The sequence below is a fragment of the Shimia sp. MIT910701 genome, from assembly GCF_047126315.1.
GTDB lineage: Bacteria > Pseudomonadota > Alphaproteobacteria > Rhodobacterales > Rhodobacteraceae > Shimia.
Map to the genome: position 1 here is coordinate 2,157,469 of NZ_CP138953.1, position 23,612 is coordinate 2,181,080.

Sequence of the window (23,612 nt, forward strand, 5' to 3'; positions counted from 1 at the left end):
CCTTTTTTGTTTTGGGGGCCGCTGCACCAAGATTGATCTAATACGCTTTCGCCGCCAGCTTTGGCGCATCTCAACCTTTATGAGCCGCGCCGTTTCGGTTATCGGTTTTCTTCCATGGCCACGTGCGACAAAAACTCATTTTCAACCGCGTGGTGGGCAACCAAAAACCACTCCGTACCAATGCCGTCTTTTACGCGGTGTTCTTGGAATGCTCTGTGAAGAAGAGTTTCAAGCGCGGAAGAGTCGGCGGTCTTAAACACGTTGCGTAAAACAGGTCTGCCTGGATTGGCGGTGCCATATTGGTCAAGTACTCGACTGGCGACTGACCCAAGCTCACTGCTCAAGTGTTTACCAATTTTTGTGTAGGGAATGTCCAAAGTGTCTAGCAAGCTGTCTGTATAGACATAGACTGCTTCGCGGCCTTCGCCCAAAACTGAGCACTGATCCAAAAGTTCGTCGAGCATTATCGCGCGGCGCGCGTTGCTGCCGAACTCGTATTCAAGCGCGGCTGCATTTTGCAGTTTATCCTTGCTCTTGCTCCAATTGCTTAAGGTGTCAGTTTCCTCGTCGAAGTGGACAACCTTTGCCTTTTTGAAACCATAATGAATCAAGCAGATAATAGCTGCTTCTCGCAGGTCGCCCGTCCACCCTTTGCCATCATCAAAGAAGACGGCTGCTCCGAGCTGGGTCTTGTACCGGTCGATAGCCTCGCGCCTGCTCGATGGCGGGTTGTCGTTAAGAACATCCGAGACAATGGCCTGTGAAACCTGTCGTTGTAGCGGTCTCATCTCTCTGAGAATATGGGAGCGCCCTGTCAAAATCTCTGTTGCCACAATCGAACCTTTCCTATTTTTGTGAGCGTTTAAAATGCGTTATGTAGTAAGTAAAGAAATGCCGCTCGTTTTCGGAGTACGTGGAAACCTTAGAGCTCGCCGAAATCAAGTGGGGCTTAAGAAGATGTGAGATCCCGGCCATTGACACCGCGGCACCACCGGAGGATGTCTTGGGCAATGCAATACAAGGAGCCTGCGTATGTCTGTCCGTCACATCTCCACCGGATCGCCGTTTGAAGAAAAAATCGGGTATTCCCGCGCGGTTGTGGCCGATGGCTGGGTCTTTGTGGCGGGCACCACTGGCTATGATTACGAGACCATGACCATGCCGGAAAGCGTGGCGGATCAATGCCGCAACACGCTCAACACCATTGGCAAGGCACTGGAAGAAGCGGGCAGCTCGCTCGATGACGTGGTGCGGGTGAATTACATTCTGCCCAATGGTGCGGATTTTGAGAAATGCTGGCCGGTGACCAGCGAGGTCTTTGCCAAGGCCAAACCAGCAGCGACGATGATTATTGCCAAGCTGATGGAAGAGGCGATGAAGATCGAGATCGAAGTCACCGCGCGGGTGTCTTCGTCTTAAACTGGAGAAAGCCCCGGCCAGGGCTTGACGCCATTGTCAGCTGTCCCCAAGTACACGCTATGGTATATCGATGGACTTCCGTGATTGGGGCAGCTTTGCTGGGAATTTGGCCGCATTGGGGCATGGCGCAGGACGCCTCCGCGTCTGATGTGTTTGCGCGAACGGCGCAGGCGGCCCCGAAGCAAGCGTTTGGGGCAGCATACGCGTTTGACAATGACAGGCCGACCATGATGGTTGCAGGGCCGCGCAGTCGAAACGGTGCCGGCGCAGTGACGCCAGATGCACCGTTTCATATTGGCTCCATCAGCAAGAGTTTCACGGCCGCGTTGCTGATGCAGTTGGCGCAAGAGGGGCGTGTGTCGCTTTCTGCGCCCATTGGCACGTATCTGACCGGGCCCAAGTATGCATTGCATCCGACATGGGCGGCGCTGACGCTGGAGCAGTTGTTGAGCCACACCGCGGGCCTGAAGGCCAATGCCTCACTGCGCGAGATGATGCAGCGCCATGCCGAGACCCCGTCTGCTGGTCGGCTGCGGGTGTTGTCGGCGCTGTGGCAAGACCCTGTGCCACATCGGGCCGGCAAGATGCGGTATTCAAATCTGGGTTATGTGCTGGCCGGGATGGTTGCCGAAGAGGTCACGGGGCAGGCCTGGGAAGACCAAATTCAAGCGCGCTTTGGCCGCAAACTGGGCTTGCGCTCGTTGGGCTTTGGGGCGCCGGATGCGGCAAACGCACCTTTGGGGCATGTTGGGCTTATGGGGGTAAAAAAGCCGCTGGCCCCTGAGGCACGCGAGGCAGACAATCCGGCCTGGATGGGGCCTGCGGGCACAATCCACCTCAACATGGCGGATTTGGCGCGGTGGGGGCAGGTCCACTTGCAGGCGTGCAAGGGGAACGCGCCGCAGTTTTTGAGGGCGGAAAATTGCCAGCGGCTCTGGGCTCCGGTGTCCAAGATGTACGGGTTGGGTTGGATTGTTGAACAGCCGAAGGGGCTGGTTCCAAAACGGTGGCACAATGGGTCCAACAATCGGTGGTTTGCGGTCCTCGCAGTCTATCCCAAGCACAATCTTGTGGTCGCCACAGCGTCAAATCATGCCACTGGCCAGCGTGTAACCAAGCTGGAAGATAAACTGGCGCGTGCCTTGGTCGCAGCACCACGCTAGCGCTTGTGTCCGGCAGGGGGCTCGCCCATACCTGCGGTTGATTTTGCGACAGGAGAGCGGGCCTCATGACGTCCCATATTGCCACCGACCGCGCGGCCAATCGGCTGGGCGCTGTGTTCATGGTTGCGGCCATGGCGGGGTTTGCCGTGGAGGATGCCTTCCTCAAGGCGGCGGCGCAGAGCTTGCCAATTGCGCAGGTGATGGTTCTGTTTGGGGCCGGCGGTGCAATGGTGTTTGCTCTGTGGCTGCGGGCCAAATCGCAGCCCTTGGCACCGAAAGAGGTGGTGTCGCGCCCGATGCAGGTGCGGGTGGTGTTTGAGATAGTTGGGCGCCTGTTTTTCACGCTGTCACTGGCACTTACGCCATTAAGTTCGACTACGGTGATCTTGCAGGCCACGCCATTGGTGGTGGTGGCTTTTGCCGCGCTGGTGCTGGGTGAGCAGGTCGGCTGGAGGCGTTGGTTGGCGATTGTGATTGGTCTGGCGGGCGTGGTGCTGATTGTGCGGCCCGGTGGGGACAGCTTTAGCTGGCTGTCGCTCTTGGCGGTGGCCGGGATGCTGGGCTTTGCCGGACGGGATTTGGCGAGCCGGGCGGCGCCGGCGAGCCTGAGCACCGCTGTTTTGGGGCTTTATGGGTTTCTGGCCATTGTGGTGGCGGGTGCGGTTTATGGAATGATCTGGGAGCAGGTGCCGTTTCACACACCGCCGCCTATGGCACTGCTGTCTGTGGTTGGGGCCGTGGCCTGCGGCGTGTTTGCCTATAGCGCGTTGATGCGGGCGATGCGCACTGGAGAGGTCTCAGCGGTGACGCCGTTTCGCTACTCGCGTCTGCTGTTTGGCGTGGCCCTTGGCGTGGTGATGTTTGGCGAGCGGTTGGACAGCTATATGCTGATCGGCAGCGCGTTGATTGTGCTTTCAGGCTTGGTGATCATGTGGCGCAGCCGTCCCGCAGCTTCGTAGGGCTACGGATGGTTGACCCATGGGCGGTCTTGTCCTAGCGTCCGGCGCAGGGCTGGCGCGGCCCGCTGTCCGCACGCGATTTTCGCGAAGGTGAACGCGCCCCATGAGACCGCCAAACTTTTGTCTGAGGCGCATCAAGAGGCAACGCGGAGGCTGACATTGGATGGGCTGACAGCAAAAGGACAGGCGCAATGCGCGATTTTCGTGATGCCAAATCGATGGCAAAATCCCTAAGAACAGCTTTGGCAGAAACAGGTGTGGACGTGTCCCACTCTACGGCACTGGAGTTGGTGGCAAAGCAATTTGATCTGCCGGACTGGAATGTTCTGTCGGCGAAGATCGCTGAGGCCGGTGCCGCGGTGAACATCCGCCCGGCCATCCCCATTATTCGCAGTTTTGATGAGTCCAAGGCGCGGGAGTTTTACATCGATTACCTAGGGTTCACGGTCGATTGGGAGCATCGACACGAGGAGGGGTTGCCATTGTATATGCAGGTGTCGCGCAGCGACTGCCTGTTGCACATCAGCGGGCATCACAATGATGCGACACCCGGGGGGCGTAGCTTTGTGCCGATGCACCGGATTGAAGACTTCCACAAAGAGTTGCAGAGCCGGGACTATCCCAATCTGAACCCGGGGCTGGAGAGTATGCCCTGGGGGGCGCAGGTGACAGTATCTGACCCGTTTGGCAACAAATTGACCTTCTGTGAGCAGCGCTCCGGCAACGGCTGATTGTGACTTCTTCAGTGGCGACAACCTCGCACCTGCGCGGTTCCGCCACTGGACCTTTGCAGACAAATAGTCCATATGAGGGAAGAATTTGCGGAGATACCTATGGGCATTCTGAGCACGATCAACAACGTTTTGACCTGGTGGAACGGCGGTACGCTGAACACCAAGCTGTTTACAGCGCGCAAAGGCGTAAAAATGGGCGAAGACGAGCAAGGCAACGTCTACTATCGCACCGAAAATGATTCCAAGCGCTGGGTGATTTTCAACGGCGAAGTGGAAGCGAGCCGTGTGAGTGCTGATTGGCATGGTTGGTTGCACCGGACCTTTGACGAGGTGCCAAGCCAGAAACCGCTCAAGCACAAAGAGTGGGAAATTCCGCATCAGGAAAACGTGACCGGGACCGCGCTGGCCTATGCGCCTGCGGGCACCATTCGCGCGCAAGGTAAGGCGCCGGTGGAACGGTCTGACTATGAGGCATGGAGCCCCGAGTAAGTTTTATGTCCGCCGTACGTACAGAGACATTTGTCGGTGCCGCCGTGGTGGCTTTGGCTGCCGGGTTCATGCTTTACAGCGCGCAGTTTGCCTCCGTGGGGCAGAGCGGTGGCGGTTATGGGCTCAACGCGTCCTTCCGTTCGATTGAGGGCGTCAGCGTGGGCACGGATGTGCGGCTCGCTGGTGTGAAGATTGGCACAGTAACCGACATTCAGCTTGATCCTCAGACCTTCCGTGCATTGACCACCTTTAGTGTGCTGGATGGTATCGCGTTGCCGGATGACAGCGCCGTGGTGATTTCGTCTGAAGGCCTGTTGGGTGGGAATTTTGTGGAAATTCTGCCAGGTGGCTCGCCGTTTAATTTTGAAGCCGGAGACGAGATCGAGGATACGCAGAGTTCGGTGAGCCTGATTTCGCTGCTTCTGAAGTTTGTGAGCGGTGGTGACGATGACTAAGTGGGCAACCTTGGCTGCGGCAACACTGCTGCCGGCGATGGCACAGGCGCAGGACATCCAGATCGAGATGCTGGAGATCGAGCCGCTCAAATATGAGACGCTGGATATTCCGCTGGGCGATGTCAAAAGCGAGAGCGTGGTCGCTGCCACGGTGGGCAAGGGTGCGTTGCTGCGGGGGCTGGACAAGCTGACCGGGCAGGTGGCGGACTTTGAATTGGATAACGGCTATTCGGTGAACTTTGGCACGTTGCGCGTGGATATGGCGCAATGCCGACATCCGAGCGAAAACCCAAATGGCGATGCCTTTGCCTTTATCTCGGTCTATGAGGAGCAGGGCTCGGGTGCCAATGTGTTCCAGGGCTGGATGGTGGCGTCATCTCCCGCGCTAAGTGCGCTGGATCATGCCCGCTATGACGTTTGGGTTTTGCGCTGCACGGGCTTGGCTCAGGTGGACGCGGAGAGCACCTCTGAGGGTGACGGCAACGAGTGAGCCGTGATGTCGGCGTCATGCCGCAGCGCCCATGTTAGCATCTTGTGATAGTCCGCACGCGGGATTTCGATCGCCCCCAATGAGATCAGGTGATCGGTCACAAACTGTGTGTCAAACAGCGTAAAACCACAGCGGCGCAGGTGCTCGATCAGATAGGCCAGGGCTATTTTGGACGCATCCGTTCTGCGGGAGAACATGCTCTCGCCAAAGAAGGCCCCACCAAGGGTTACGCCGTAGACGCCCCCCACCAACTCATCGCGATCCCAGACCTCCAATGAGTGGGCCTCTCCGCGTGCGTGCAGCGCCATGTAGAGGGCGTGAATTTGCGCGTTGATCCACGTCTCATCGCGGTCGGCGCAGCCTTCCAGCACGCCTTCGAAGTCCGCGTTGAGCGAGACTGCGTAGCCGCCACGACGGATGCGCTTGGCGAGGCTGCGGGAGATGTGGAAGCTGTCGAGAGGGAAGATGCCGCGGCGGATCGGGTCCACCCAAAAGATGTCCGGGTCGTCGCGGTTTTCGGACATGGGGAAGACTCCCATGCCATAGGCGCGCATCAAAAGGTCCGGTGTGACCTCACTCATGATGCGCGCCCAAGCAGGATTAGCCCTCAGCCATGTTGGCTTCGAGCCATTTCTCCAACCAGTGAATGTTGTATTCGCCGGTGTGGATGTCTTTTTCCTGAAGCAGGGCGTGGAACAGCGGCGTCGTGGTGTCGATGCCGTCGATGATCAGCTCACCCAAGGCCCGGTCCAGACGCGCCAGCGCCTCGGCCCGGTCACGACCATGCACAATCAGCTTGCCGATCAAGCTGTCGTAGTAAGGCGGGATGTTGTAGCCGTCATAGAGCGCGCTATCCATCCGCACGCCTAGACCACCGGGCGCGTGATACGCGGTGATCTTACCGGGACGCGGGGCGAACTCTGGCAGTTTCTCAGCGTTGATGCGAACCTCAATGGCGTGGCCGTTGATTTCCAACTCATCTTGCTCAAAGGACATGTCCAGACCGGCCGCGACGCGGATTTGCTCGCGCACGAGGTCGACACCAAAGATGCCTTCGGTCACCGGGTGTTCCACCTGAAGACGGGTGTTCATTTCGATGAAATAGAATTCGCCGTTTTCATAGAGGAACTCGATGGTGCCCGCGCCGATGTAGTTGATTTTGGCAACCGCATCCGCACAGACCTTACCGATCTTGGCACGCTCTTCCGGAGTGATGGAGGGGCCGGGGGCCTCTTCAAAGACCTTCTGGTGACGCCGCTGCAAGGAGCAATCGCGCTCGCCCAGGTGCACCGCTTTGCCTTTGCCGTCCCCAAAGACCTGAATCTCGATGTGGCGCGGTGTGGTGAGGTACTTCTCGATGTAGACCTCATCGTTGCCAAAGGCAGCTTTGCCTTCCGCACGGGCGGTCATAAACGCGCTTTCCATGTCGGCAGCCGTCTGGGCCACTTTCATGCCGCGACCACCACCACCGGCGGTGGCTTTGATGATCACCGGATAGCCCATCTCTTCGCCAAGCTTCTTGGCGGTTGCAAGATCAGGCACGCCACCATCAGAACCCGGCACGCAGGGCACGCCGAGTTTGATCATGGTGTCTTTGGCGGTGATTTTATCGCCCATGATGCGGATGTGTTCCGCAGTTGGGCCGATGAAGGTCAGGCCGTGGTCTTCGATGATCTGCACGAAGTTGGCGTTTTCGCTGAGGAAGCCGTAGCCCGGGTGGATCGCTTGCGCGCCGGTGACTTCGCAGGCGGCGATGATGGCCGCCATGTTCAGGTAACTGTCGGTGCCGGGGGGCGGGCCGATGCAGATGGCCTCATCCGCCATGCGCACGTGCATCGCGTCGGCGTCCGCAGTGGAGTGCACCGCAACCGATTTGATGCCCATTTCGCGGCACGCACGGATCACGCGCAGGGCGATCTCTCCGCGGTTTGCGATCAGGATTTTGTCAAACATGAGAACGCCTTACTCGATGATCGCCAGCGGTGCGCCATATTCCACGGTGTCGCCGTCGCCCACCAGAATGCGCTTCACGGTGCCGGATTTTGGCGCCGGGATGTGGTTCATGGTTTTCATGGCTTCCACGATCAGCAGGGTGTCGCCCTCAGATACGGTCTGGCCCACGGTGGCGAACGGTGCGGCGCCTGGCTCTGGTGCGAGATACACGGTGCCAACCATTGGCGAGGTCACTGCGCCTGGGTGGCTGGCAGGATCGTCCTCAGAAGCGGCCGGTGCGGCAGCAGGCGCTGCGGCTGGTGCGGCGGCGGCAGGTGCTGGCGCGGCGGCTGGGGCTGCAACGGCCGCAGGTGCGGCGGCAACTACTTGCGTCTGGCGGCTGACACGGACGTTCAGGCTGTCGTCTTCGCCATACTCGCGCATCACTTCCAGTTCGGTCAGGTCGTTTTCGCGCAGCAGCTCTGCCAAAGCAGAAATAAAGGCCACATCAGAGTCGTGATTTTTTTTGCTCATTTTCCGTTTCTATCCCCTACGCGCTTAAGCGCTGTTGAGTCTTATTGGTTTCCCCTGCGGCGCTTATAGAGAAAAAGCTGCCCCTAGGAAAGCTGAACTGGGGTTCAGATGGGGGGAAATGGACGGAGTTTCCAGCCCTGAAAGTCGATTAGGCTCTGGCCCCACTCCTTTTGCACGACAGGTTTGGCAGATTTTCTGTCTGACAACGAACGATGGCGCTGGGATAGTGGTTCTATCTCAAGGCATTGCGAGGACGTCAGGCGGCAAATCTGCCAAATCCTACGGACGCCAAATCCGCGTCATCTCAGAGGCTTGGCCCGCTTGAAAATAGCTCCACTATTGTCGGCGCGTGCCAAACCACTGATATTTTGCGGATTTGACGCCTGATGTACAAAAGGAGTGGGGCCAGAGCCTAAAGTGGCATTCCGGACAGTTTGGCCACCAATTCGGCCAATTTGCGGGCATTGAACTTGCGCAGAAGGCGGGCGCGGTATTCTTCGACCGTGCGATAGGACAGGTCCAGCTCCAGCCCGATCTCTTTGGAGGTCATGCCGCGGCAGGTCAGAATGGCGACCTGGCGTTCGCGCTGGGTGAGTTCCACAACGGGGCGGTCCTCAGAGAGGTCAGCAAAAGACCAAACGCTTTTGTAGAAAGGGCTTTCCGGTGACGTGGACTGTCCCCGGACGCGGCACCAAAAAAGGGTTTTGTCCATGCGCTGCATCACACGTTCGTCGCTATAGCGACCGGTGTTGCCCATGGTGGTGTAGACCTTTTTGCCAAGTTTCTGGAAATCTTCATCAGAGGCGTAGAAGTCAGCAATAGAGCGGTTTGCGCAGCCTTCCGGCGCGATGCCAAACATCTCACCAAACCGCAGGTTCACCCGCTGGATGATACGGTTTTCCAGAATGCAGAGCCCGACAGGGGCGTGATCAAAGGCGAGGGCGTTTAGTTCCATCGGGCAGTGATGGCACAGGTGTGCGCAAAGGGGAAGGCGCAAAGAAAAACGGCGCGCCTATTACGCGCGCCGTCGTGTGGTGATTGGTTGTCTTACAGGCCGGAATTGAAGCGGTCGCGGGCGGTGCGGCCTGCGTCGGAGTTTTCAAAACAGACCAGCAGGTTGTGGTTGGCCAATGGGGTTTCGTGGAACACCAGCGCGTCGGCGTGTTTGGCCAGTCGCGGCTCGCTGGCGAGCATATGTTCAAACACGTTGCGGTCGATCACGGCGGCGTCCATGCGGCCGGCGGCGACTTTTTCCACGTTTGAGGCGTCGGTTGGGCCTGCGTCCACTTTCAGTGAGCCGTCTGCAACCATGGCATCAAAGCGGGCTTCGTTGATGTAGCCTTCGACCACGCCAATGCGGTAGTTGCCGAGATCGTCGTGGGAGGACCAGCTAAAGGCGTTGTCTTTGCGGTGGATGAAGCCTACCGGCGAGGTGCCAAATGGGGCGGAGTAGACGCAGCGGTCGCCGCCTTTTTCGGCGTCGGCACCGACGTCATAGTATTCCGGGTAAAGGCCCAGGTAGTTTGGATCTTTGGCGGCGAGGTTCACGGCGCGGTTCCATGGGAAGACCTCAGCCACGACCTCGTCGCCTGCGGCGGCAAAGGCGGCGGTGACAGCGTTCGTCGATGTGCCGGAGCCGTCGGCGTTCACATATGGGGGCCATTCCAGCGTGGTCAGTTTGACCGTTTTGGCCGAAGCTGTGGTGGCGAGGGCCGCGAGAGCGGCAGCAAAAAGCGTGGATTTTTGCATGGTGACTCCAAAAATTGAATGAGCATTTAAGTTCCGGCGTCACCTGAGCATGAGAGTGCTAAAAAGCCGTTACCTTTTGGATGGGGCGGGCACTGGTGGTTTTACGGGATTGCAGTGCGGCTGGTCTTGCGGCTTGCTGAGGTTGGGGAGAGGGGGGACCGCTATGAATATTGCGACATGGTTGGTGCGCGCGGCGCAGCGTGCGCCGGAGCGGCAGGCGATTTTTGAGGGGCAGCGCTGTGTCGAGACCTATGGCGGGTTTCTGAGCCGTGCGCTGGGGGTGGCGCAGTGGCTGGACGCACAAGGGGTGCAAGCTGGCGATCGGGTTGGGGTGTTTATGAAAAATTGCCCCGAGTATCTGATTGCGCTTTATGGCATTTGGGCAGCCGGGGCAGTGGCGGTCCCGATCAACGCCAAGCTGCATCCGAAAGAAGCAGCGTGGATTTTGCAGGATGCGGAGGCTCAGCTGTGTTTTGTGTCCGAACGCTTTGAGACAGATCTCTCGGAGGTCTGTGACGTGGCTTGCGCCTTGGTACCGGAGGAACGCGTTGACGGTGGAGCGATTGTAGACCGCAAGCCTGGTGACCTGTGCTGGCTGTTTTACACGTCCGGCACAACAGGACGGCCCAAAGGCGTGATGATCACCCATCGCATGCTTGTTGCCATGGCGATGAGCTATTTTGCCGATGTGGATCAGGTGACCGCGGAGGACACAGCGCTTTATGCCGCGCCAATGAGCCATGGGGCCGGGCTCTACAACGTGATGCATGTGCTCAAAGGCGCGCGGCATGTGGTGCCGGAAAGTGGCGGCTTTGACGAGGCGGAGATTTTTGATCTCGCCGCGCATTTTGGGCGGGTGCATATGTTTGCTGCGCCCACGATGGTGAAACGCATGACGCAGGTCGCCAAGGCGATGGGCGCTGATGGCTCTGGACTACGCACCGTCGTCTATGGTGGCGGGCCGATGTATGTGGAGGACATCCGCGAGGCCGTGGATCACTTCGGGCCGGTGTTTGCGCAGATCTACGGGCAGGGTGAATGCCCGATGTGCATCACCGCGTTGAGCAAAGATGAGGTGGCGCGCGGGGATGTGGCTCAGCTGGCGTCGGTTGGTCGGGCGCAATCGGTGGTGGAGCTGGCGATTGGTGGCTCGGCGGGGCTTTTGCCTGCGGGTGAGGTGGGCGAAATCCTTGCGCGCGGGGATGCGGTAATGCCTGGGTATTGGCGCAACGCGGCGGCCTCGAAGGCGGCGCTGAAAGACGGGTGGCTGCACACGGGCGATATGGGCGTTTTGGACGGCGCGGGGTATCTGACGCTGAAGGATCGCTCCAAAGACCTGATCATTTCCGGGGGGACCAATATTTATCCACGTGAGGTGGAAGAGGTGCTGCTGACGCATCCGTCTGTGGTGGAGGTGTCCGTGGTGGGCAGGCCGCACCCGGAGTGGGGCGAGGATGTGGTTGCCTTTGTGGTCTGTGATGGCGCGCTGGATGTGGCGGCGTTGCAGGCGCATTGTCTGACGGAGATGGCGCGGTTCAAACGGCCGAAGGATTATGTGCAGGTGGAGCGCTTGCCGAAGAACAACTATGGGAAGGTGTTGAAGACGGAATTGCGGGGGATGTTGCGAGGCGACTCCTAAAAAAGTGCCTTCCAAAGGGTGATTTTACAGGCGGCGCTTTGGTGTCTTCCCGACTTGAAACGAGGGACTATTCATCGTTGAGTGAGATGCGTTTCTTGGACAAAAGGACCTCAGATGACGATCAGGACAGAGCGAACCGATGTTCTTGTGATTGGAGGCGGTACGGCAGGTTTTGGAGCCGCCATCGCGGCAGCGCGCCAAGGGCTTGAGGTGACACTGTTAGAGGCGACAAGCAAGGTCGGTGGTGTCATGGCGTTTTGTCCTGGGATGCCCTGGGGAGGCGCCTACCCGACGAATCAGATCATTGGCGGGCTCATTGAAGAGCTCACGGAGCGGCTCACACAGATGGTCCCCCCAGCGGCCGCAAAACGGGACTGTACGTTGGAGAATTTCGGTCCCGAAATCATCTATGACCATGACGTTGCCACACTGACAATGTTTGAAATGCTTGAAGAAGCAGGTGTTCGGACACGATTAGGGGCAATCGCAGTCAGCCCCGAAATGAATGGCGACACGATCTCTTTGGTCCAATGCTGTGATAGGCATGGACCTTTCAGCCTTGAGCCAAAAATCGTCATTGATTGTTCCGGGGATGGCGATATCTCCGCCAAAGCGGGCGTGCCCTTTGCCTTGGGCGACGCGTCGGGAAACATGATGGCCGTGACAATTTCGTTCTTCATGGTGGGGGTGGAATGGAACCGGGCCTTTGCTGATCCGGATCCGTATTTTCAGAAGTTTGCGGCGAAAGGGATTGCGGAGGGTCGGCTACACAGTGACTTGGCAAAGCTGTATCTGATGCGAGGCTTTCACGAAGGCACGGTTTTTGCAATTCCGTGCATGTTCGGGGCGTTGACGGCACAGACCCTGTTGCTGTGAGCGCGGCAACTCAGGAAGGGCGCAGACGATGTCACAAGTTGGCGCAATTCCTGAAGAGTGATGTCCCCGGTTTTGACAAGGCGCATATGTCGATGCTCTCTCCTACAGTGGGGGTGCGCGAGACACGGAAACTGCAAGGTCAGTATCGGTTGACCGGGAAAGACTTGGCGGACGCGACCAAGTTCCGGGATGGGATTGTGGCCTGCGACAACCCGATCGATGATGTTATGCGCGCTGAAGGGGATATGACGCATTTGGCGGCCATCGAACCCGGTCAGTTTTATACTATTCCGTTTCGATCGCTTGTGCCGGAACGGATTACAAACCTGATGTTTGCCGGCCGCATTTTGTCGGCAGACTCTGTGGCGTTTGCTTCGGTGCGCGGAATGCCACAGTGCATGGCAATGGGGCAGGCCACAGGCGCGGCTGCTGCGCTTGCGCTTCGGTCCGGCGTAGCCGTTCAGGAAGTGACTGCTGAAGAGCTCGTCCGGTCCTTGTCAAGTCAGGGCCTCAATCGATTGAGAATCTAAAAGCTGGATCAAACCCGATTTACTTGGGGTCCAAGCGCAAAAAAGCCCCGCCAAATCTGGCAGGGCTTTGTGATTTTATCGCCGCGTTAGGCTTAGTTCACGATGGTCGCTTCAGTTGCGGCGCGCAGTTCGTCCTCGCTCACACCATCGGCGCATTCGACGATTTTCAGGCCGCCTTCAACCACGTCCAACACACCCAGATTGGTGATGATGCGGTCGACCACGCCTTTGCCGGTCAGCGGCAGGGTGCACTCTTTCAGCACTTTGGAGACGCCGTGTTTGTTGGCGTGATCCATCACAACCACCACGCGGCCGACGCCGGCCACCAGATCCATCGCGCCGCCCATGCCTTTGACAAGCTTGCCGGGGATCATCCAGTTGGCCAAATCGCCGTTTTCAGCCACTTCCATGGCGCCCAAGATGGCCATGGCGATTTTGCCGCCGCGGATCATCGCGAAGGACTGCGCCGAGTCAAAATACGCGGTCTGGGGCAGTTCGGTGATGGTCTGCTTGCCGGCGTTGATCAGGTCGGCGTCTTCTTCACCTTCGATCGGGAAGGGGCCCATGCCCAGCATGCCGTTTTCTGATTGCAGCGTGACTTCGACGCCTTCGGGGATGTGGTTGGAGACCAGCGTCGGGATGCCGATGCCGAGGTTCACATACCAGCCGTCTTGCAGTTCTTGTGCGGCGCGCGCCGCCATTTGATTGCGATCCCAAGCCATGATTATGCCTCCTCACGCGGGCGTACGGTGCGCTGTTCGATACGTTTTTCGTGATCACCTTGAATGATGCGGTGCACGTAGATGCCGGGCAGGTGGATGCTGTCCGGGTCCAGCGAGCCAGTGGGCACGATTTCTTCAACTTCCACGATGCAGATCTTGCCGCAGGTGGCCGCAGGGGCGTTGAAGTTGCGGGCGGTTTTGCGGAACACGAGGTTGCCGGTTTCATCCGCTTTCCAGGCTTTCACAATGGCGAGATCGGCAAAGATGCCTTCTTCCATGATGTAGTCTTCCATCGCGCCGTCAGGACCGGTGGGGAACTGCTTTTCCAGCTTGCCTTCGGCAATCACGGTGCCGACGCCGGTCTTGGTGAAGAAGCCCGGGATACCGGCGCCGCCAGCGCGCATGCGCTCGGCCAGGGTGCCCTGTGGGTTGAATTCCAGCTCCAGCTCACCGGAGAGGTACTGGCGCATGAATTCTGCGTTTTCGCCCACGTAGGAGCTGATCATCTTTTTGACCTGTTTGGTCTGCAACAGGATGCCGATGCCGAAGTCATCAACGCCCGCGTTGTTGGAGGCAAACGTCAGGTCTTTGACGCCGCTGTCTTTGATTGCGTCGAGCAGAAGCTCGGGAATGCCGCAGAGGCCAAAGCCGCCTGAGGCAATGAACATGCCGTCGCTCAGAACGCCGTCCAGCGCCTCAGCGGCCTTTGCATATACCTTTTTCATGGATGTCTCCCCTTATCCGGAAATTGGGGAGAGTAGTGACGGCGGGGCGGAGATGAGTCAACGCCAGCAGGGGGTGTCCGGTATTACTACGGGCGTTTGTGGGTAGTGGGGCGGGCACGGCAGGGCGCCCGCGAAGATGCTTGTGTGTCAGGCCGGCAGAGCATCGGCGCTGTATTGTGCGGCAAAGGCAGCGCTGGGCGGGATCGGGGTGATCACATCGATCAGTACGCCATTGGGGTCACGCAAGATGAAGTGGCGCTGGCCGAAATCCTCATCGATCAGCGGTTTGACCACTTCTAGGCCGAGTTTGGTCAGGCGATCGCACTCCGCGGCGGCGTCTTCAACCTCGAAATTGAGCAACATGCTGGTGGTGAGACCGCGTCCGACGTCAGGGATGGTTTCGTGGGTGCCGTCCAGAATGGCGAGGTTCACAGACGGATCAGCGTTGCTTTGCAAATGAACATACCAATCGGAGGTGAAGGCTTGTGAAAAGCCAAAATGGGTTTCGTAGAAGGCTGCGGTGCCCGCCACATCGTTGGTTTGCAGGACGGGGTAAAACTGGGTGGGTTTCATTGTCAGCGATTCCTTGGTAAAAACATACAGTATGTAATAAACAAACAGGCCGTATGTATGCAAGAAAAATCAACCCGGACTCCCAATGCCGAAAGACGGGCGCAGATGCGTGCGCGTTTGATTGAGGCCGCTCGTGCGCTGTTTGTGGAGAAGGGATACGCGGAGGCCAGCACACCCGAGATTGTACGCATGGCCGGGGCGACGCGCGGGGCGCTGTACCATCACTTTGAGGACAAACAGGCCTTGTTTCGGGCGGTTGTGGAAGCAGAAGCGCAAGCGGTAACCGAAGTCATTGATACGGCCAGCACCACAGTGGACACGCTGGATGCGCTTGCGGAAGGCAGCCGTGCTTTTTTTGACGCGATGAGCGATGCGGCGCGGGCGCAGTTGTTGCTTGTTGATGGGCCTGCGGTGCTCGGGGCGGCTGAGATGGATCGGATCGACGCAGGCGGTGGGCGGCAATCGCTCTTAGTGGGGCTGAAGGCCGCGCATCCCGATCACGATGAAGAGACGCTTGCCGCAATGGCGGTGGTGCTGTCCGCAGCGTTTGATCGTGCCGCACTGGAGGTTGCGCAATCGGGAGCGGACCCAACTGTGTTTGAAGGCGTTCTCAATCGGCTGATGGGGGCGGCGTTCGAACCGAAATAGGGCAGGGTGCTTGGCGCGAAAAAAAAGGCCCCGTAGCGGGGCCTTTTTCATTTCTTGGCAGCGGCTTTTTTGGCGGGTGCCTTCTTTTTTGCTGCCGGTTTTTTCTTGGCAGCGGCTTTCTTTTTGGCCGGTTTCTTACCCGCCTTTTCGGTGATCCATTCCACAGCCTGTTCCATGGTCACGTCTTTCACATCGATCTCTTTGGGGATCGTGGCGTTGACTTTTTCCCATTTCACATAAGGGCCATAGCGGCCGTCCATGATGTTGACCGGACCACCGGCATCGGGGTGTTCGCCGAGCTCACGCAAAGCCTTGGCGGCGGCGCGGCGACCACGGCCCGGGTTGTTACGCTTCTCAGTGATCATTTCCATGGCGCGGTTCATGCCGATCTCAAACACGTCGAGCGTGTCTTTGAGGTTGGCGTAGACCGGTTTTTCCTCGTCAGGCAGTTGGTGCATGATGTAGGGGCCAAAGCGTCCCAGATTGGACGCGATCACGCCGCCGTCCGGGTGCATGCCAATCTCGCGCGGTAGGGTCAGCAAGGTGACAGCCTGTTCCAGGGTGACCTCGTTGGGCCCCCAACCGGGCAGGAACTCTTTGCCTTGTTTTGGCAGAGAAGAACGCGGCGGCTTTTTGTTTTCCGGTGTGGCTTCACCGCGTTGCACGTAGGGGCCAAAACGGCCGGATTTCAGATGGATTTCGTCACCATCGTCCTCGCCCAGCACTTTTTCGTAGCCTTCTGCACCCTCGCCGGAGATAGGACGGGTGTAGTTGCATTCCGGGTAGTTGCCGCAGCCGACAAAGCCGCCGGTCCGGGAGGTTTTCAGGTGCAGCTGGCCTGCGCCGCATTTGGGGCAGACGCGCGGGTCGGTGCCGTCTTCGCGCGGCGGGTACAATTGAGGCGCTAGCGCGTCGTCGAGGATGTCGAGCACCTCGGAGATGCGCAGATCGCTGGTTTCGGCGATGGCCGCATGAAAATCTTTCCAGAAGCGGGACAGCACGTTTTTGTAGTTGCGGTCGCCGGCGGAGACGTCATCGAGCTCTTCTTCGAGGTTGGCGGTGAACTCATAGCCGACGTATTTGCGGAAGAAATTCACCAGGAAGATCGTCACGATGCGGCCTTTGTCCTCAGGGAAGAGGCGGTTTTTCTCTTTTCGGACGTAGTCGCGGTCTTGGATGGTGGTGATCACCGATGCGTAGGTGGAGGGGCGGCCGATGCCGAGCTCTTCCATTTTTTTTACCAGCGTCGCCTCGGTGTAGCGGGGCGGAGGCTGGGTGAAGTGCTGCTCCGGGGAGACGGCGTTTTTGGCGATGTTTTCGCCCTGCATGATCTGTGGCAGACGCTTGCCGTCGTCATCATCCACAACCTGATCGTCGCGGCCTTCTTCGTAAACGCGCATGAAGCCGTCAAACAGCACCACCTGACCGGTGGCGCGCAGCTCAATTTGCTTGTCTTGCGAGGCGATGTCCACGGTGGTGCGCTCCATGCGGGCGCCTTCCATCTGGCAGGCCAGGGTGCGTTTCCAGATCAGGTCGTAGAGCTTGCGCTGGTCGTCCTCAGAGACCTTCAGGTCAGACGGCTTGCGCATCATATCCGTGGGGCGGATACACTCGTGCGCTTCCTGAGCATTCTTGGCTTTGTTCTTATAAATCCGGGGCTTGGCAGGCACGTAGTCCTTGCCGTAGAGCGCTTCGATGGCGTCGCGCGCGCCCTGTACGGCCTCCGGCGCCATGTCGATGCCGTCGGTCCGCATATAGGTGATGTAGCCGGCCTCATAGAGGCGCTGGGCGGTGCTCATGCAGTGTTTTGCGCCCATGCCAAATTTGCGGCTGGCTTCCTGCTGAAGGGTCGAGGTCATAAACGGCGCGGACGGGTTGCGGGAGGCGGGTTTGGCCTCCACGCGGGCCACAGACAGGTCGCGGCTTTGGATCGCTTGCACAGCGAGTTCAGCGGCGGTGGAGTTTTCCAGCGCGTATTTGTCGAGCTTCTCGCCGCCCAGCACGGTGAGGCGGGCCTCAAACTCTTGGTTGCGGGGCGTGGAAAGCTGGGCCTTTACGGACCAGTATTCGCGGGCGTTAAACGCCTCGATTTCCATCTCGCGCTCCACGATCAGGCGCAGGCAGACCGACTGTACGCGGCCTGCAGAGCGCGCGCCGGGCAGTTTGCGCCACAGCACGGGAGAGAGGTTGAAGCCGACAAGGTAATCGAGTGCGCGGCGGGCCAGATAGGCGTCCACCAGCGGTTGATCCACCTGACGCGGGTTTTGCATGGCCTCGGTGATGGCGGATTTGGTGATCGCGTTGAACACCACGCGGGACACATTGGTGTCCTTCTTGATGGCGCGGCGCTTGCGCAGGGCTTCCTCGAGGTGCCAGCTGATCGCTTCGCCTTCGCGATCAGGGTCGGTTGCGAGGATCAGTTCGTTGTCGTTTTTCAGAGCGTCGGCAATGGCTTTGACATGAGGGCGGGAGTTGTTGGCGATCTCCCACAGCATGTCAAAATCGTTGTCCGGATCCACCGAGCCGTTTTTGGCGGGCAGGTCGCGGATGTGGCCGTAGGAGGCTAATACTGTGTAGTCCGAGCCAAGGTATTTATTAATAGTTTTGGCTTTGGCTGGGGATTCTACGACAACTACTGGCATTCATTTTCCTCTCGACTCGGCGCGAGCCTTATGGCGGCGAAAAATGTGGGGCGAAAGGGGGGATTGTCAATGCATAGCGGATTTTCGCGTGTCACTGTGCACGCAATTTAGGGAGATTTTGACACATGAAGCGATTGATTTGGGCAGGTGTTTTGATGGTAACGGCGGCTGGCGGAGCCTTGGCTCAGAGCTGGAGCGAGCCGGCGCGGGGCACGCAGGTGCGCAAAGATTTGATGAGCGCGATCCGCCCGATTGCGGAGTGGCGGCTGGGCGCGCCGGTGCAATTTGTGGTCAAGGATTTGCGGGTGGCAGGCGATGTCGGCTATGGCCGACTCTATGCGCAACGTCCGGGCGGCGGGAAGATTGATCTGAACGCCACGCCGATTTCGCGGCGCATGGGCGGCGACTACTTTGAAGAGTGGGAAGAGCCTTACATTGATGTGATGTACCAGAAATCTGGCAATGTTTGGGTGGCGGTGGAGTATACGCTGTCGTCGAGCGAGGCCTGGTGGGCGTCGCCGGAGTATTGCGCGGCTTATGGCCCGGTGCTGACCGAGTGGTGTCGCTAGTTCGTTCATAATTTAGGTTTTGGAGAGCAGCCCGCCGGCCAGGCGGGTGATCTTGCCGTGCATTTCCAGATCAAGCAGCGCTGGTGTGACCTCGGAGGGGGAGAGCACCATGTCGCGCGACAACTGGTCTTCGCTGATTGGCGAGGGGCCTAGACGTTGCAGGATTTCGCTGTGCAGCGCAGCGGTGTCGCGCAGGCTGCGGTTTGGGCGGTTTGTCGGCGAGTCTTGTGGGATGTCCGGTTGTTTGGGCGCGCGCAGGGGCAAGGTGTTGAGCACCTCCAGCACGTCTTCTGCGCCGCGCACTAAGGTGGCGCCGTCGCGGATCAGGATGTTGGCGCCCGAGGCGCGGGCGTCAAACGGGTGTCCGGGCACGGCCAGCACGTCGCGGCCCTGGTCCAGCGCAATGCGCGCGGTGAGCAAGCTGCCAGATTTGGCGGCGGCTTCGACGACTACGACAGCCCGCACAAGGCCGGAGATGATCCGGTTGCGGGCCGGGAAGTGGCGTGCGCGGGGTTCCATGTCTGGACGTTGTTCCGAAAGGCAGAGGCCCTGCGCCGCAATTTGCTCTGCGAGGTCGATGTTCTTGGACGGGTAAGGCCGGTTGAGGCCGCCTGCGTAGACGGCGATGTTGCCGGTGTCCAAAGAGGCTTCGTGGGCGGTTGCGTCGATACCACGGGCGAGTCCGGAGACCACCGTGAGGCCAGCGTCGCCGAGGTCTGCGGCCAAACGTTTGGCCATGCGCATGCCCAAAGAGGACGCGTTGCGGGCACCGATGATGGCGACAGTTGGGTGAGACAGGAGGGAAGTGTTTCCGAGACACCAGAGCATTGGCGGTGCGTCCGGGATTTCCTTCAGCAGCGCGGGGTAGTCGGCGTCCTCAAAGAAAAGCGGCCGCGCTCCAAGAGCACGGCCGTCATTCAGTTCGCGTTTTGCGTCGTCGATTGATGTTGGGGTGTACCGGGGCACGCCAGCAGTTCTTGCTATGTCGGGCAGGGCGTTTAGGGCCGCCTCTGCCGATCCATGCTCCCGCATCAATCTATGATATGTAGTTGCCCCGACACGACGGGATCGCAAGAGGCGAAGCCGCGATAATCGCGTTTCCTCCGTGGTGGGTGGGATTTGGGGGTGAGTGGAAGAAATTCGATCTTCGGTCATCCGCAACTCCGCCTGCTTGCAAGACTAGGTTTAGGCTTGCAGTGGTTAACAGCGCGTAAACCAAACAGGAAAAAATTGAGTTTTGACCAAATAAAACGAATTCCCCTCACATTTTAGACAGTCACCGCTTAGGTCGCCGCGCCACCAACCGTCAAACCGTCCATCAAAACAGTGGGTTGGCCTACACCAACCGGCACCCATTGACCGGCCTTGCCGCAGTTCCCCATGCCCGGATCCAGCGCCATATCGTTACCCAGACCTTTAATTTGGGTCATGGCGGTGGCGCCGTCTCCTATTAATGTGGCACCTTTTACGGGAGCGCCAACTTTACCGTTCTCCACACGGTAGGCTTCGGTGCAGGAGAAAACAAACTTGCCGTTGGTGATGTCGACCTGACCGCCGCCAAAACCGACGGCGTAGATACCGTCTTTCAGAGACGCGACCAGATCCGCGGGATCGGCGTTGCCGCCTTCCATATAGGTGTTGGTCATGCGCGGCATGGGCGCGTGGGCGTAGCTTTCGCGGCGGCCATTTCCTGTGGGGGCGACGCCCATCAGGCGGGCGTTTTGGCGGTCTTGCATATAGCCCACCAGAATGCCGTCTTCGATCAGGGTGGTTTTGCCCGACGGTGTGCCCTCGTCATCAACTGTGATGGAGCCGCGGCGATCCGGTATTGTGCCGTCATCAATCACGGTCACGCCTTTGGAGGCGACCTGCTTGCCAATCATGCCAGCGAACTTGGAGCTGCCTTTGCGGTTGAAGTCGCCTTCTAACCCGTGGCCGACAGCTTCATGCAGCAAAATGCCGGGCCAGCCTGGGCCAAGCACCACTTCCATTGGTCCCGCCGGGGCAGGGACCGCAGAGAGGTTCACCGTGGCGATGCGCAGCGCCTCGCGGGTTTTGGCCTGCCAATCAGTAGGATCAAGTAAACCATCCAGACCCACGCGGCCGCCGCCGCCAGCGGAGCCGCTTTCGCGGCGGCCATTTTCCTCGACAATTACGGAGACATTTACACGGGTCATCGGGCGGGTGTCGGTGATGACCTGACCATCCGGGCGCAGGATCACCACTTCCTGATGTGAGGCCGCCAAAGTGGCGGAGACCTGCACCACACGCGGATCAAGGTCGCGGGCAAAGGTGTCGATGTCGCGCAGGGTTTCGATCTTCACCGGGAAGTCGATGCCGCCAATAGGATCGGCATCAGTATAGAGCTTGCGGTTGGTGGGCGTCGGGCCGTCAGCCAGAGTACCACCGCCGTTGCCCACGGCCAGCCGCGCGGTGTCAACGGCGCGTTTGATCGCGGCTTCGCTGATCTCGGAGGAATGGGCGTAACCAGCCACCTCGCCATTCACTGCGCGCAGGCCGAATCCTTCGGCGGCGTCATAGCTTGCGGTCTTGATCCGACCGTCATCAAACACCAAAGCTTCCGAACTGCGGCGTTCAAAAAACAGCTCGCCATCATCTGCCCCCTTGGTCGCAGTGCGCAAATGCCGCAGGGCGGTGCCCTCATCTATTGCATTTTCAAAGGGTTGGAAGCGGGTTTGGGTCATATGCTGTCAGCCTCTATATTTGATCTAAATCAAAAAAGCGTCCGTTTGACGCAAGCTTCGATCTTTATCTACGGGAGAGAATATGGTTTTTAGGCGCGAAACAACAGCGGGATTCCGCCGGAAGGCAAGAGGGATTCTGTGAAACCGACAAGAACAACACCGCAACCGATCAGGGTGACACATGCGAATTCTCTCGACATTCCTGGGCCTTATGGCAGCCACAACCGCGGCGCCCGCATTTGCGCAGGCCGCCGAAACCATTGGTAAACCTGAGCCCAAGGGCCTTGGTTTTCAACCGGCGGCCACCGAATTGGCCCGCCAGATTCAGTCGTTGGACGGTCTGATCCTGACCATTATCACCATCATCACCGTGTTTGTGACCGCGTTGTTGATCTACTGCATCGTGCGCTACAACCGCCGTGCCAACCCAACGCCGGGTACGTTCACCCACAACACGCCTTTGGAAATCGCGTGGACCCTGGGCCCAATCCTGATTCTGGTGCTGATCGGGTCCTTCTCTCTGCCGGTGTTGTTCAACCAGCAGGAAATCCCGGAAGGCGAAGTGCACATCAAAGTGACCGGTTACCAGTGGTACTGGGGCTATGAGTACACCGACCACGAGTTTGCGTTTGACAGCTTCCTGCTGGCGAAAGAAGAACTGGCGGCAAACGGCTACAACGAAGATGAGTATCTGCTGGCAACCGACACCAAAGTGGTTGTGCCAATTGGCAAGACCGTTGTCATGGACGTGACCGGTGCGGACGTGATCCACAGCTGGACCATCCCATCCTTTGGCGTGAAGCAGGACGCCGTGCCTGGCCGTATCGCACAGCTGTGGTTCAAAGCGGAGAAAGAGGGCATCTACTTTGGTCAGTGTTCTGAACTCTGCGGCAAGGACCACGCCTACATGCCAATCACCGTCGAAGTTGTGTCTGAGGACAAATACAACGAGTGGCTGAAAGGCGCGATCGAAGAGTATGCGGGTGACATGTCCACCCTGCCAGCGATCGAAGTGGCTTCGGCTGACTAATCTTACCATCGGCGGGGCCTGTCTCCGCCGGTTGTGACGCGCAAGGCGGGCTATGGTGTCCGCCTTTCACACACAGGACAGAGCATGAGCGACGCAAGCATCAATACGCAAGCCAGAGCCAGCCACGGCGACGCAGAGTTTGGCGACTATTTCGCCCTTCTGAAGCCGCGGGTGATGTCGCTGGTGGTGTTCACAGCCGCCGTGGGCCTTCTGGCCGCGCCTGGCTCGGTGCATCCGTTTGTGGCATTTTGCTCCATCTTGTTTATCGCTGTAGGCGGTGGCGCCTCTGGTGCGCTGAACATGTGGTATGACGCGGACATCGACCGTTTGATGACCCGCACACAGAAGCGCCCGATTCCTGCTGGTAAAGTGACTGAGGGCGAGGCGCTGGCCGTTGGAGTGGCGCTGTCGGGTTTTGCGGTGGTGATGTTGGGCCTGGCGGCCAACTGGGTCGCGGCGGCGCTGCTGGCCTTTACGATTTTCTTCTACGTGGTGATCTACACCATGTGGCTCAAACGCTGGACCCCGCAGAACATCGTGATTGGTGGCGCAGCGGGTGCTTTCCCTCCGATGATCGGCTGGGCGGTTGTGACCGGCGGCATTTCGATTGAAAGTGTGCTGATGTTCACGCTGACCTTCATGTGGACCCCTCCGCATTTCTGGGCGCTGTGTCTGTTCATGAAGTCCGACTACAAAGACGCGGGCGTGCCAATGTTGCACGTGACCCATGGGCGTCGCGTGACCCGCAACCACATCCTAGTTTACACCCTGCTGCTCGCCGTTGTGGCGATTGGCATGGCCTTCACCGGTGTGGGCGGCCCGATTTACCTGACCACCGCCTTGATCCTGAACGGCCTATTTGTGGCCGGTGCGATTTCGATCTGGCGGCGTGACGAAGAGATTTCCGAAGCCGACGGCTACAAGCGCGAGAAAGCGTTCTTTGGCCTGTCGCTGATTTACCTGTTCATGCATTTTGGTGCGATTTTGGTGGAGGCCACGTTGGCCCCTTATGGCATCGGAGGATGGTAA

The 23,612-nt window shown here is 58.9% G+C and carries 26 protein-coding genes; 14 read left to right on the top strand and 12 right to left on the bottom strand.

Annotation, left to right across the window (positions count from 1 at the left end; all coding sequences use genetic code 11):
- Positions 1–98: 98 nt before the first annotated feature.
- The gene (locus SIB38_RS10275) at positions 99–833 is read right to left on the bottom strand and encodes a GIY-YIG nuclease family protein (protein WP_412551972.1); all 735 of its coding nucleotides are present in this window, start codon (positions 831–833) and stop codon (positions 99–101) included.
- Between the two features lie 199 nt (positions 834–1,032).
- Here SIB38_RS10275 and SIB38_RS10280 point away from each other — a divergent pair, with 199 nt between their 5' ends.
- The 7 genes from SIB38_RS10280 (at position 1,033) to SIB38_RS10310 (ending at position 5,709) form a co-directional block, all read left to right on the top strand.
- Entirely contained in the window at positions 1,033–1,419 is a 387-nt protein-coding gene (locus SIB38_RS10280) for a RidA family protein (protein WP_294113995.1), read from the top strand.
- A gap of 59 nt (positions 1,420–1,478) precedes the next feature.
- Entirely contained in the window at positions 1,479–2,582 is a 1,104-nt protein-coding gene (locus SIB38_RS10285) for a serine hydrolase domain-containing protein (protein WP_294113994.1), read from the top strand.
- Positions 2,583–2,647: 65 nt separating this feature from the next.
- Positions 2,648–3,541, top strand: a complete 894-nt coding sequence (locus SIB38_RS10290; protein WP_294113992.1) for a DMT family transporter — start codon at positions 2,648–2,650, stop codon at positions 3,539–3,541.
- A 191-nt stretch (positions 3,542–3,732) separates the two neighbouring features.
- Entirely contained in the window at positions 3,733–4,272 is a 540-nt protein-coding gene (locus tag SIB38_RS10295; protein ID WP_366010417.1) for a glyoxalase superfamily protein, read from the top strand.
- 102 nt (positions 4,273–4,374) lie between these two features.
- The gene (locus tag SIB38_RS10300; RefSeq protein ID WP_294114111.1) at positions 4,375–4,764 is read left to right on the top strand and encodes an NADH:ubiquinone oxidoreductase subunit NDUFA12; all 390 of its coding nucleotides are present in this window, start codon (positions 4,375–4,377) and stop codon (positions 4,762–4,764) included.
- A 5-nt stretch (positions 4,765–4,769) separates the two neighbouring features.
- Positions 4,770–5,219, top strand: a complete 450-nt coding sequence (mlaD, locus tag SIB38_RS10305) for an outer membrane lipid asymmetry maintenance protein MlaD (protein WP_294113990.1) — start codon at positions 4,770–4,772, stop codon at positions 5,217–5,219.
- A complete protein-coding gene (locus tag SIB38_RS10310; RefSeq protein WP_294113989.1) occupies positions 5,212–5,709 on the top strand; it encodes a DUF2155 domain-containing protein in 498 nt (165 codons plus the stop codon). The genes mlaD and SIB38_RS10310 overlap by 8 nt, the downstream gene beginning before the upstream one ends.
- On the opposite strand, the gene aat is transcribed toward SIB38_RS10310, so the two are convergent.
- The 5 genes from aat to SIB38_RS10335 form a co-directional block, all read right to left on the bottom strand.
- Positions 5,664–6,290, bottom strand: a complete 627-nt coding sequence (gene aat / locus SIB38_RS10315) for a leucyl/phenylalanyl-tRNA--protein transferase (RefSeq protein ID WP_294113987.1) — start codon at positions 6,288–6,290, stop codon at positions 5,664–5,666. The genes SIB38_RS10310 and aat overlap by 46 nt on opposite strands.
- Positions 6,291–6,309: 19 nt before the next feature.
- Entirely contained in the window at positions 6,310–7,662 is a 1,353-nt protein-coding gene (gene accC, locus SIB38_RS10320; RefSeq protein WP_412551973.1) for an acetyl-CoA carboxylase biotin carboxylase subunit, read from the bottom strand.
- A gap of 9 nt (positions 7,663–7,671) precedes the next feature.
- Complete coding sequence (accB, locus tag SIB38_RS10325; RefSeq protein ID WP_294113983.1) at positions 7,672–8,175, bottom strand: acetyl-CoA carboxylase biotin carboxyl carrier protein; 504 nt, start codon at positions 8,173–8,175, stop codon at positions 7,672–7,674.
- Between the two features lie 412 nt (positions 8,176–8,587).
- Positions 8,588–9,130 (bottom strand): LuxR C-terminal-related transcriptional regulator, encoded by a 543-nt coding sequence (locus SIB38_RS10330; protein ID WP_294113981.1) that lies wholly within the window; start codon positions 9,128–9,130, stop codon positions 8,588–8,590.
- Between the two features lie 92 nt (positions 9,131–9,222).
- On the bottom strand, positions 9,223–9,924 hold the full coding sequence (locus SIB38_RS10335) for a substrate-binding periplasmic protein (protein ID WP_412551974.1): 702 nt from the start codon (positions 9,922–9,924) through the stop codon (positions 9,223–9,225).
- A 163-nt stretch (positions 9,925–10,087) separates the two neighbouring features.
- On the opposite strand from SIB38_RS10335, the gene SIB38_RS10340 reads away from it, so the two are divergent.
- The 3 genes from SIB38_RS10340 (at position 10,088) to SIB38_RS10350 (ending at position 12,969) form a co-directional block, all read left to right on the top strand.
- Complete coding sequence (locus SIB38_RS10340) at positions 10,088–11,563, top strand: class I adenylate-forming enzyme family protein (RefSeq protein ID WP_294113976.1); 1,476 nt, start codon at positions 10,088–10,090, stop codon at positions 11,561–11,563.
- A gap of 81 nt (positions 11,564–11,644) precedes the next feature.
- Complete coding sequence (locus SIB38_RS10345) at positions 11,645–12,439, top strand: FAD-dependent oxidoreductase (protein ID WP_412551975.1); 795 nt, start codon at positions 11,645–11,647, stop codon at positions 12,437–12,439.
- Positions 12,436–12,969, top strand: a complete 534-nt coding sequence (locus SIB38_RS10350) for an FAD-dependent oxidoreductase (RefSeq protein ID WP_412551976.1) — start codon at positions 12,436–12,438, stop codon at positions 12,967–12,969. Before SIB38_RS10345 ends, SIB38_RS10350 begins: the two co-directional genes overlap by 4 nt.
- A gap of 92 nt (positions 12,970–13,061) precedes the next feature.
- On the opposite strand, the gene SIB38_RS10355 is transcribed toward SIB38_RS10350, so the two are convergent.
- The 3 genes from SIB38_RS10355 to SIB38_RS10365 all read right to left on the bottom strand — a co-directional run bounded on the left by SIB38_RS10355 (position 13,062) and on the right by SIB38_RS10365 (position 14,989).
- Positions 13,062–13,691 (bottom strand): 3-oxoacid CoA-transferase subunit B, encoded by a 630-nt coding sequence (locus SIB38_RS10355; RefSeq protein ID WP_294113972.1) that lies wholly within the window; start codon positions 13,689–13,691, stop codon positions 13,062–13,064.
- A 2-nt stretch (positions 13,692–13,693) separates the two neighbouring features.
- The gene (locus tag SIB38_RS10360; protein ID WP_294113970.1) at positions 13,694–14,416 is read right to left on the bottom strand and encodes a CoA transferase subunit A; all 723 of its coding nucleotides are present in this window, start codon (positions 14,414–14,416) and stop codon (positions 13,694–13,696) included.
- Positions 14,417–14,563: 147 nt separating this feature from the next.
- Positions 14,564–14,989, bottom strand: coding sequence for a VOC family protein (locus SIB38_RS10365; RefSeq protein WP_294113968.1), 426 nt, complete (start codon positions 14,987–14,989; stop codon positions 14,564–14,566).
- Between the two features lie 105 nt (positions 14,990–15,094).
- Between SIB38_RS10365 and SIB38_RS10370 the strand changes: the two genes are divergently transcribed.
- Positions 15,095–15,637, top strand: a complete 543-nt coding sequence (locus SIB38_RS10370) for a TetR/AcrR family transcriptional regulator (protein ID WP_294113966.1) — start codon at positions 15,095–15,097, stop codon at positions 15,635–15,637.
- Between the two features lie 47 nt (positions 15,638–15,684).
- On the opposite strand, the gene topA is transcribed toward SIB38_RS10370, so the two are convergent.
- Positions 15,685–18,279, bottom strand: coding sequence for a type I DNA topoisomerase (topA, locus tag SIB38_RS10375; protein WP_294113964.1), 2,595 nt, complete (start codon positions 18,277–18,279; stop codon positions 15,685–15,687).
- 125 nt (positions 18,280–18,404) lie between these two features.
- On the opposite strand from topA, the gene SIB38_RS10380 reads away from it, so the two are divergent.
- Positions 18,405–18,848, top strand: coding sequence for a hypothetical protein (locus tag SIB38_RS10380; protein ID WP_294113962.1), 444 nt, complete (start codon positions 18,405–18,407; stop codon positions 18,846–18,848).
- A 12-nt stretch (positions 18,849–18,860) separates the two neighbouring features.
- Here the strand turns inward: SIB38_RS10380 and dprA are convergent, their stop codons facing one another.
- Together dprA and tldD are read right to left on the bottom strand one after the other, a co-directional pair.
- The gene (gene dprA / locus SIB38_RS10385) at positions 18,861–20,003 is read right to left on the bottom strand and encodes a DNA-processing protein DprA (protein WP_294113960.1); all 1,143 of its coding nucleotides are present in this window, start codon (positions 20,001–20,003) and stop codon (positions 18,861–18,863) included.
- Between the two features lie 128 nt (positions 20,004–20,131).
- Positions 20,132–21,553, bottom strand: coding sequence for a metalloprotease TldD (tldD, locus tag SIB38_RS10390; protein WP_294113957.1), 1,422 nt, complete (start codon positions 21,551–21,553; stop codon positions 20,132–20,134).
- A gap of 181 nt (positions 21,554–21,734) precedes the next feature.
- Between tldD and coxB the strand changes: the two genes are divergently transcribed.
- Both coxB and cyoE read left to right on the top strand, forming a co-directional pair.
- Entirely contained in the window at positions 21,735–22,583 is an 849-nt protein-coding gene (gene coxB, locus SIB38_RS10395; RefSeq protein ID WP_294113954.1) for a cytochrome c oxidase subunit II, read from the top strand.
- An 84-nt stretch (positions 22,584–22,667) separates the two neighbouring features.
- Positions 22,668–23,612 (top strand): heme o synthase, encoded by a 945-nt coding sequence (gene cyoE, locus SIB38_RS10400; protein WP_412551977.1) that lies wholly within the window; start codon positions 22,668–22,670, stop codon positions 23,610–23,612.

Excerpts from the sequence above, each read along its gene's own strand:
- coxB (WP_294113954.1), top strand. The coding sequence starts at position 21,735 with ATGCGAATTCTCTCGACATTCCTGGGCCTTATGGCAGCCACAACCGCG.
- tldD (WP_294113957.1), bottom strand. The coding sequence starts at position 21,553 with ATGACCCAAACCCGCTTCCAACCCTTTGAAAATGCAATAGATGAGGGC.
- SIB38_RS10355 (WP_294113972.1), bottom strand. The coding sequence starts at position 13,691 with ATGGCTTGGGATCGCAATCAAATGGCGGCGCGCGCCGCACAAGAACTG.
- cyoE (WP_412551977.1), top strand. The coding sequence starts at position 22,668 with ATGAGCGACGCAAGCATCAATACGCAAGCCAGAGCCAGCCACGGCGAC.
- accC (WP_412551973.1), bottom strand. The coding sequence starts at position 7,662 with ATGTTTGACAAAATCCTGATCGCAAACCGCGGAGAGATCGCCCTGCGC.
- aat (WP_294113987.1), bottom strand. The coding sequence starts at position 6,290 with ATGAGTGAGGTCACACCGGACCTTTTGATGCGCGCCTATGGCATGGGA.
- SIB38_RS10380 (WP_294113962.1), top strand. The coding sequence starts at position 18,405 with ATGAAGCGATTGATTTGGGCAGGTGTTTTGATGGTAACGGCGGCTGGC.
- SIB38_RS10310 (WP_294113989.1), top strand. The coding sequence starts at position 5,212 with ATGACTAAGTGGGCAACCTTGGCTGCGGCAACACTGCTGCCGGCGATG.
- mlaD (WP_294113990.1), top strand. The coding sequence starts at position 4,770 with ATGTCCGCCGTACGTACAGAGACATTTGTCGGTGCCGCCGTGGTGGCT.
- SIB38_RS10340 (WP_294113976.1), top strand. The coding sequence starts at position 10,088 with ATGAATATTGCGACATGGTTGGTGCGCGCGGCGCAGCGTGCGCCGGAG.
- SIB38_RS10335 (WP_412551974.1), bottom strand. The coding sequence starts at position 9,924 with ATGCAAAAATCCACGCTTTTTGCTGCCGCTCTCGCGGCCCTCGCCACC.
- topA (WP_294113964.1), bottom strand. The coding sequence starts at position 18,279 with ATGCCAGTAGTTGTCGTAGAATCCCCAGCCAAAGCCAAAACTATTAAT.
- SIB38_RS10285 (WP_294113994.1), top strand. The coding sequence starts at position 1,479 with ATGGTATATCGATGGACTTCCGTGATTGGGGCAGCTTTGCTGGGAATT.
- accB (WP_294113983.1), bottom strand. The coding sequence starts at position 8,175 with ATGAGCAAAAAAAATCACGACTCTGATGTGGCCTTTATTTCTGCTTTG.
- SIB38_RS10300 (WP_294114111.1), top strand. The coding sequence starts at position 4,375 with ATGGGCATTCTGAGCACGATCAACAACGTTTTGACCTGGTGGAACGGC.
- dprA (WP_294113960.1), bottom strand. The coding sequence starts at position 20,003 with ATGACCGAAGATCGAATTTCTTCCACTCACCCCCAAATCCCACCCACC.
- SIB38_RS10365 (WP_294113968.1), bottom strand. The coding sequence starts at position 14,989 with ATGAAACCCACCCAGTTTTACCCCGTCCTGCAAACCAACGATGTGGCG.
- SIB38_RS10280 (WP_294113995.1), top strand. The coding sequence starts at position 1,033 with ATGTCTGTCCGTCACATCTCCACCGGATCGCCGTTTGAAGAAAAAATC.
- SIB38_RS10295 (WP_366010417.1), top strand. The coding sequence starts at position 3,733 with ATGCGCGATTTTCGTGATGCCAAATCGATGGCAAAATCCCTAAGAACA.
- SIB38_RS10330 (WP_294113981.1), bottom strand. The coding sequence starts at position 9,130 with ATGGAACTAAACGCCCTCGCCTTTGATCACGCCCCTGTCGGGCTCTGC.
- SIB38_RS10290 (WP_294113992.1), top strand. The coding sequence starts at position 2,648 with ATGACGTCCCATATTGCCACCGACCGCGCGGCCAATCGGCTGGGCGCT.
- SIB38_RS10370 (WP_294113966.1), top strand. The coding sequence starts at position 15,095 with ATGCGTGCGCGTTTGATTGAGGCCGCTCGTGCGCTGTTTGTGGAGAAG.
- SIB38_RS10360 (WP_294113970.1), bottom strand. The coding sequence starts at position 14,416 with ATGAAAAAGGTATATGCAAAGGCCGCTGAGGCGCTGGACGGCGTTCTG.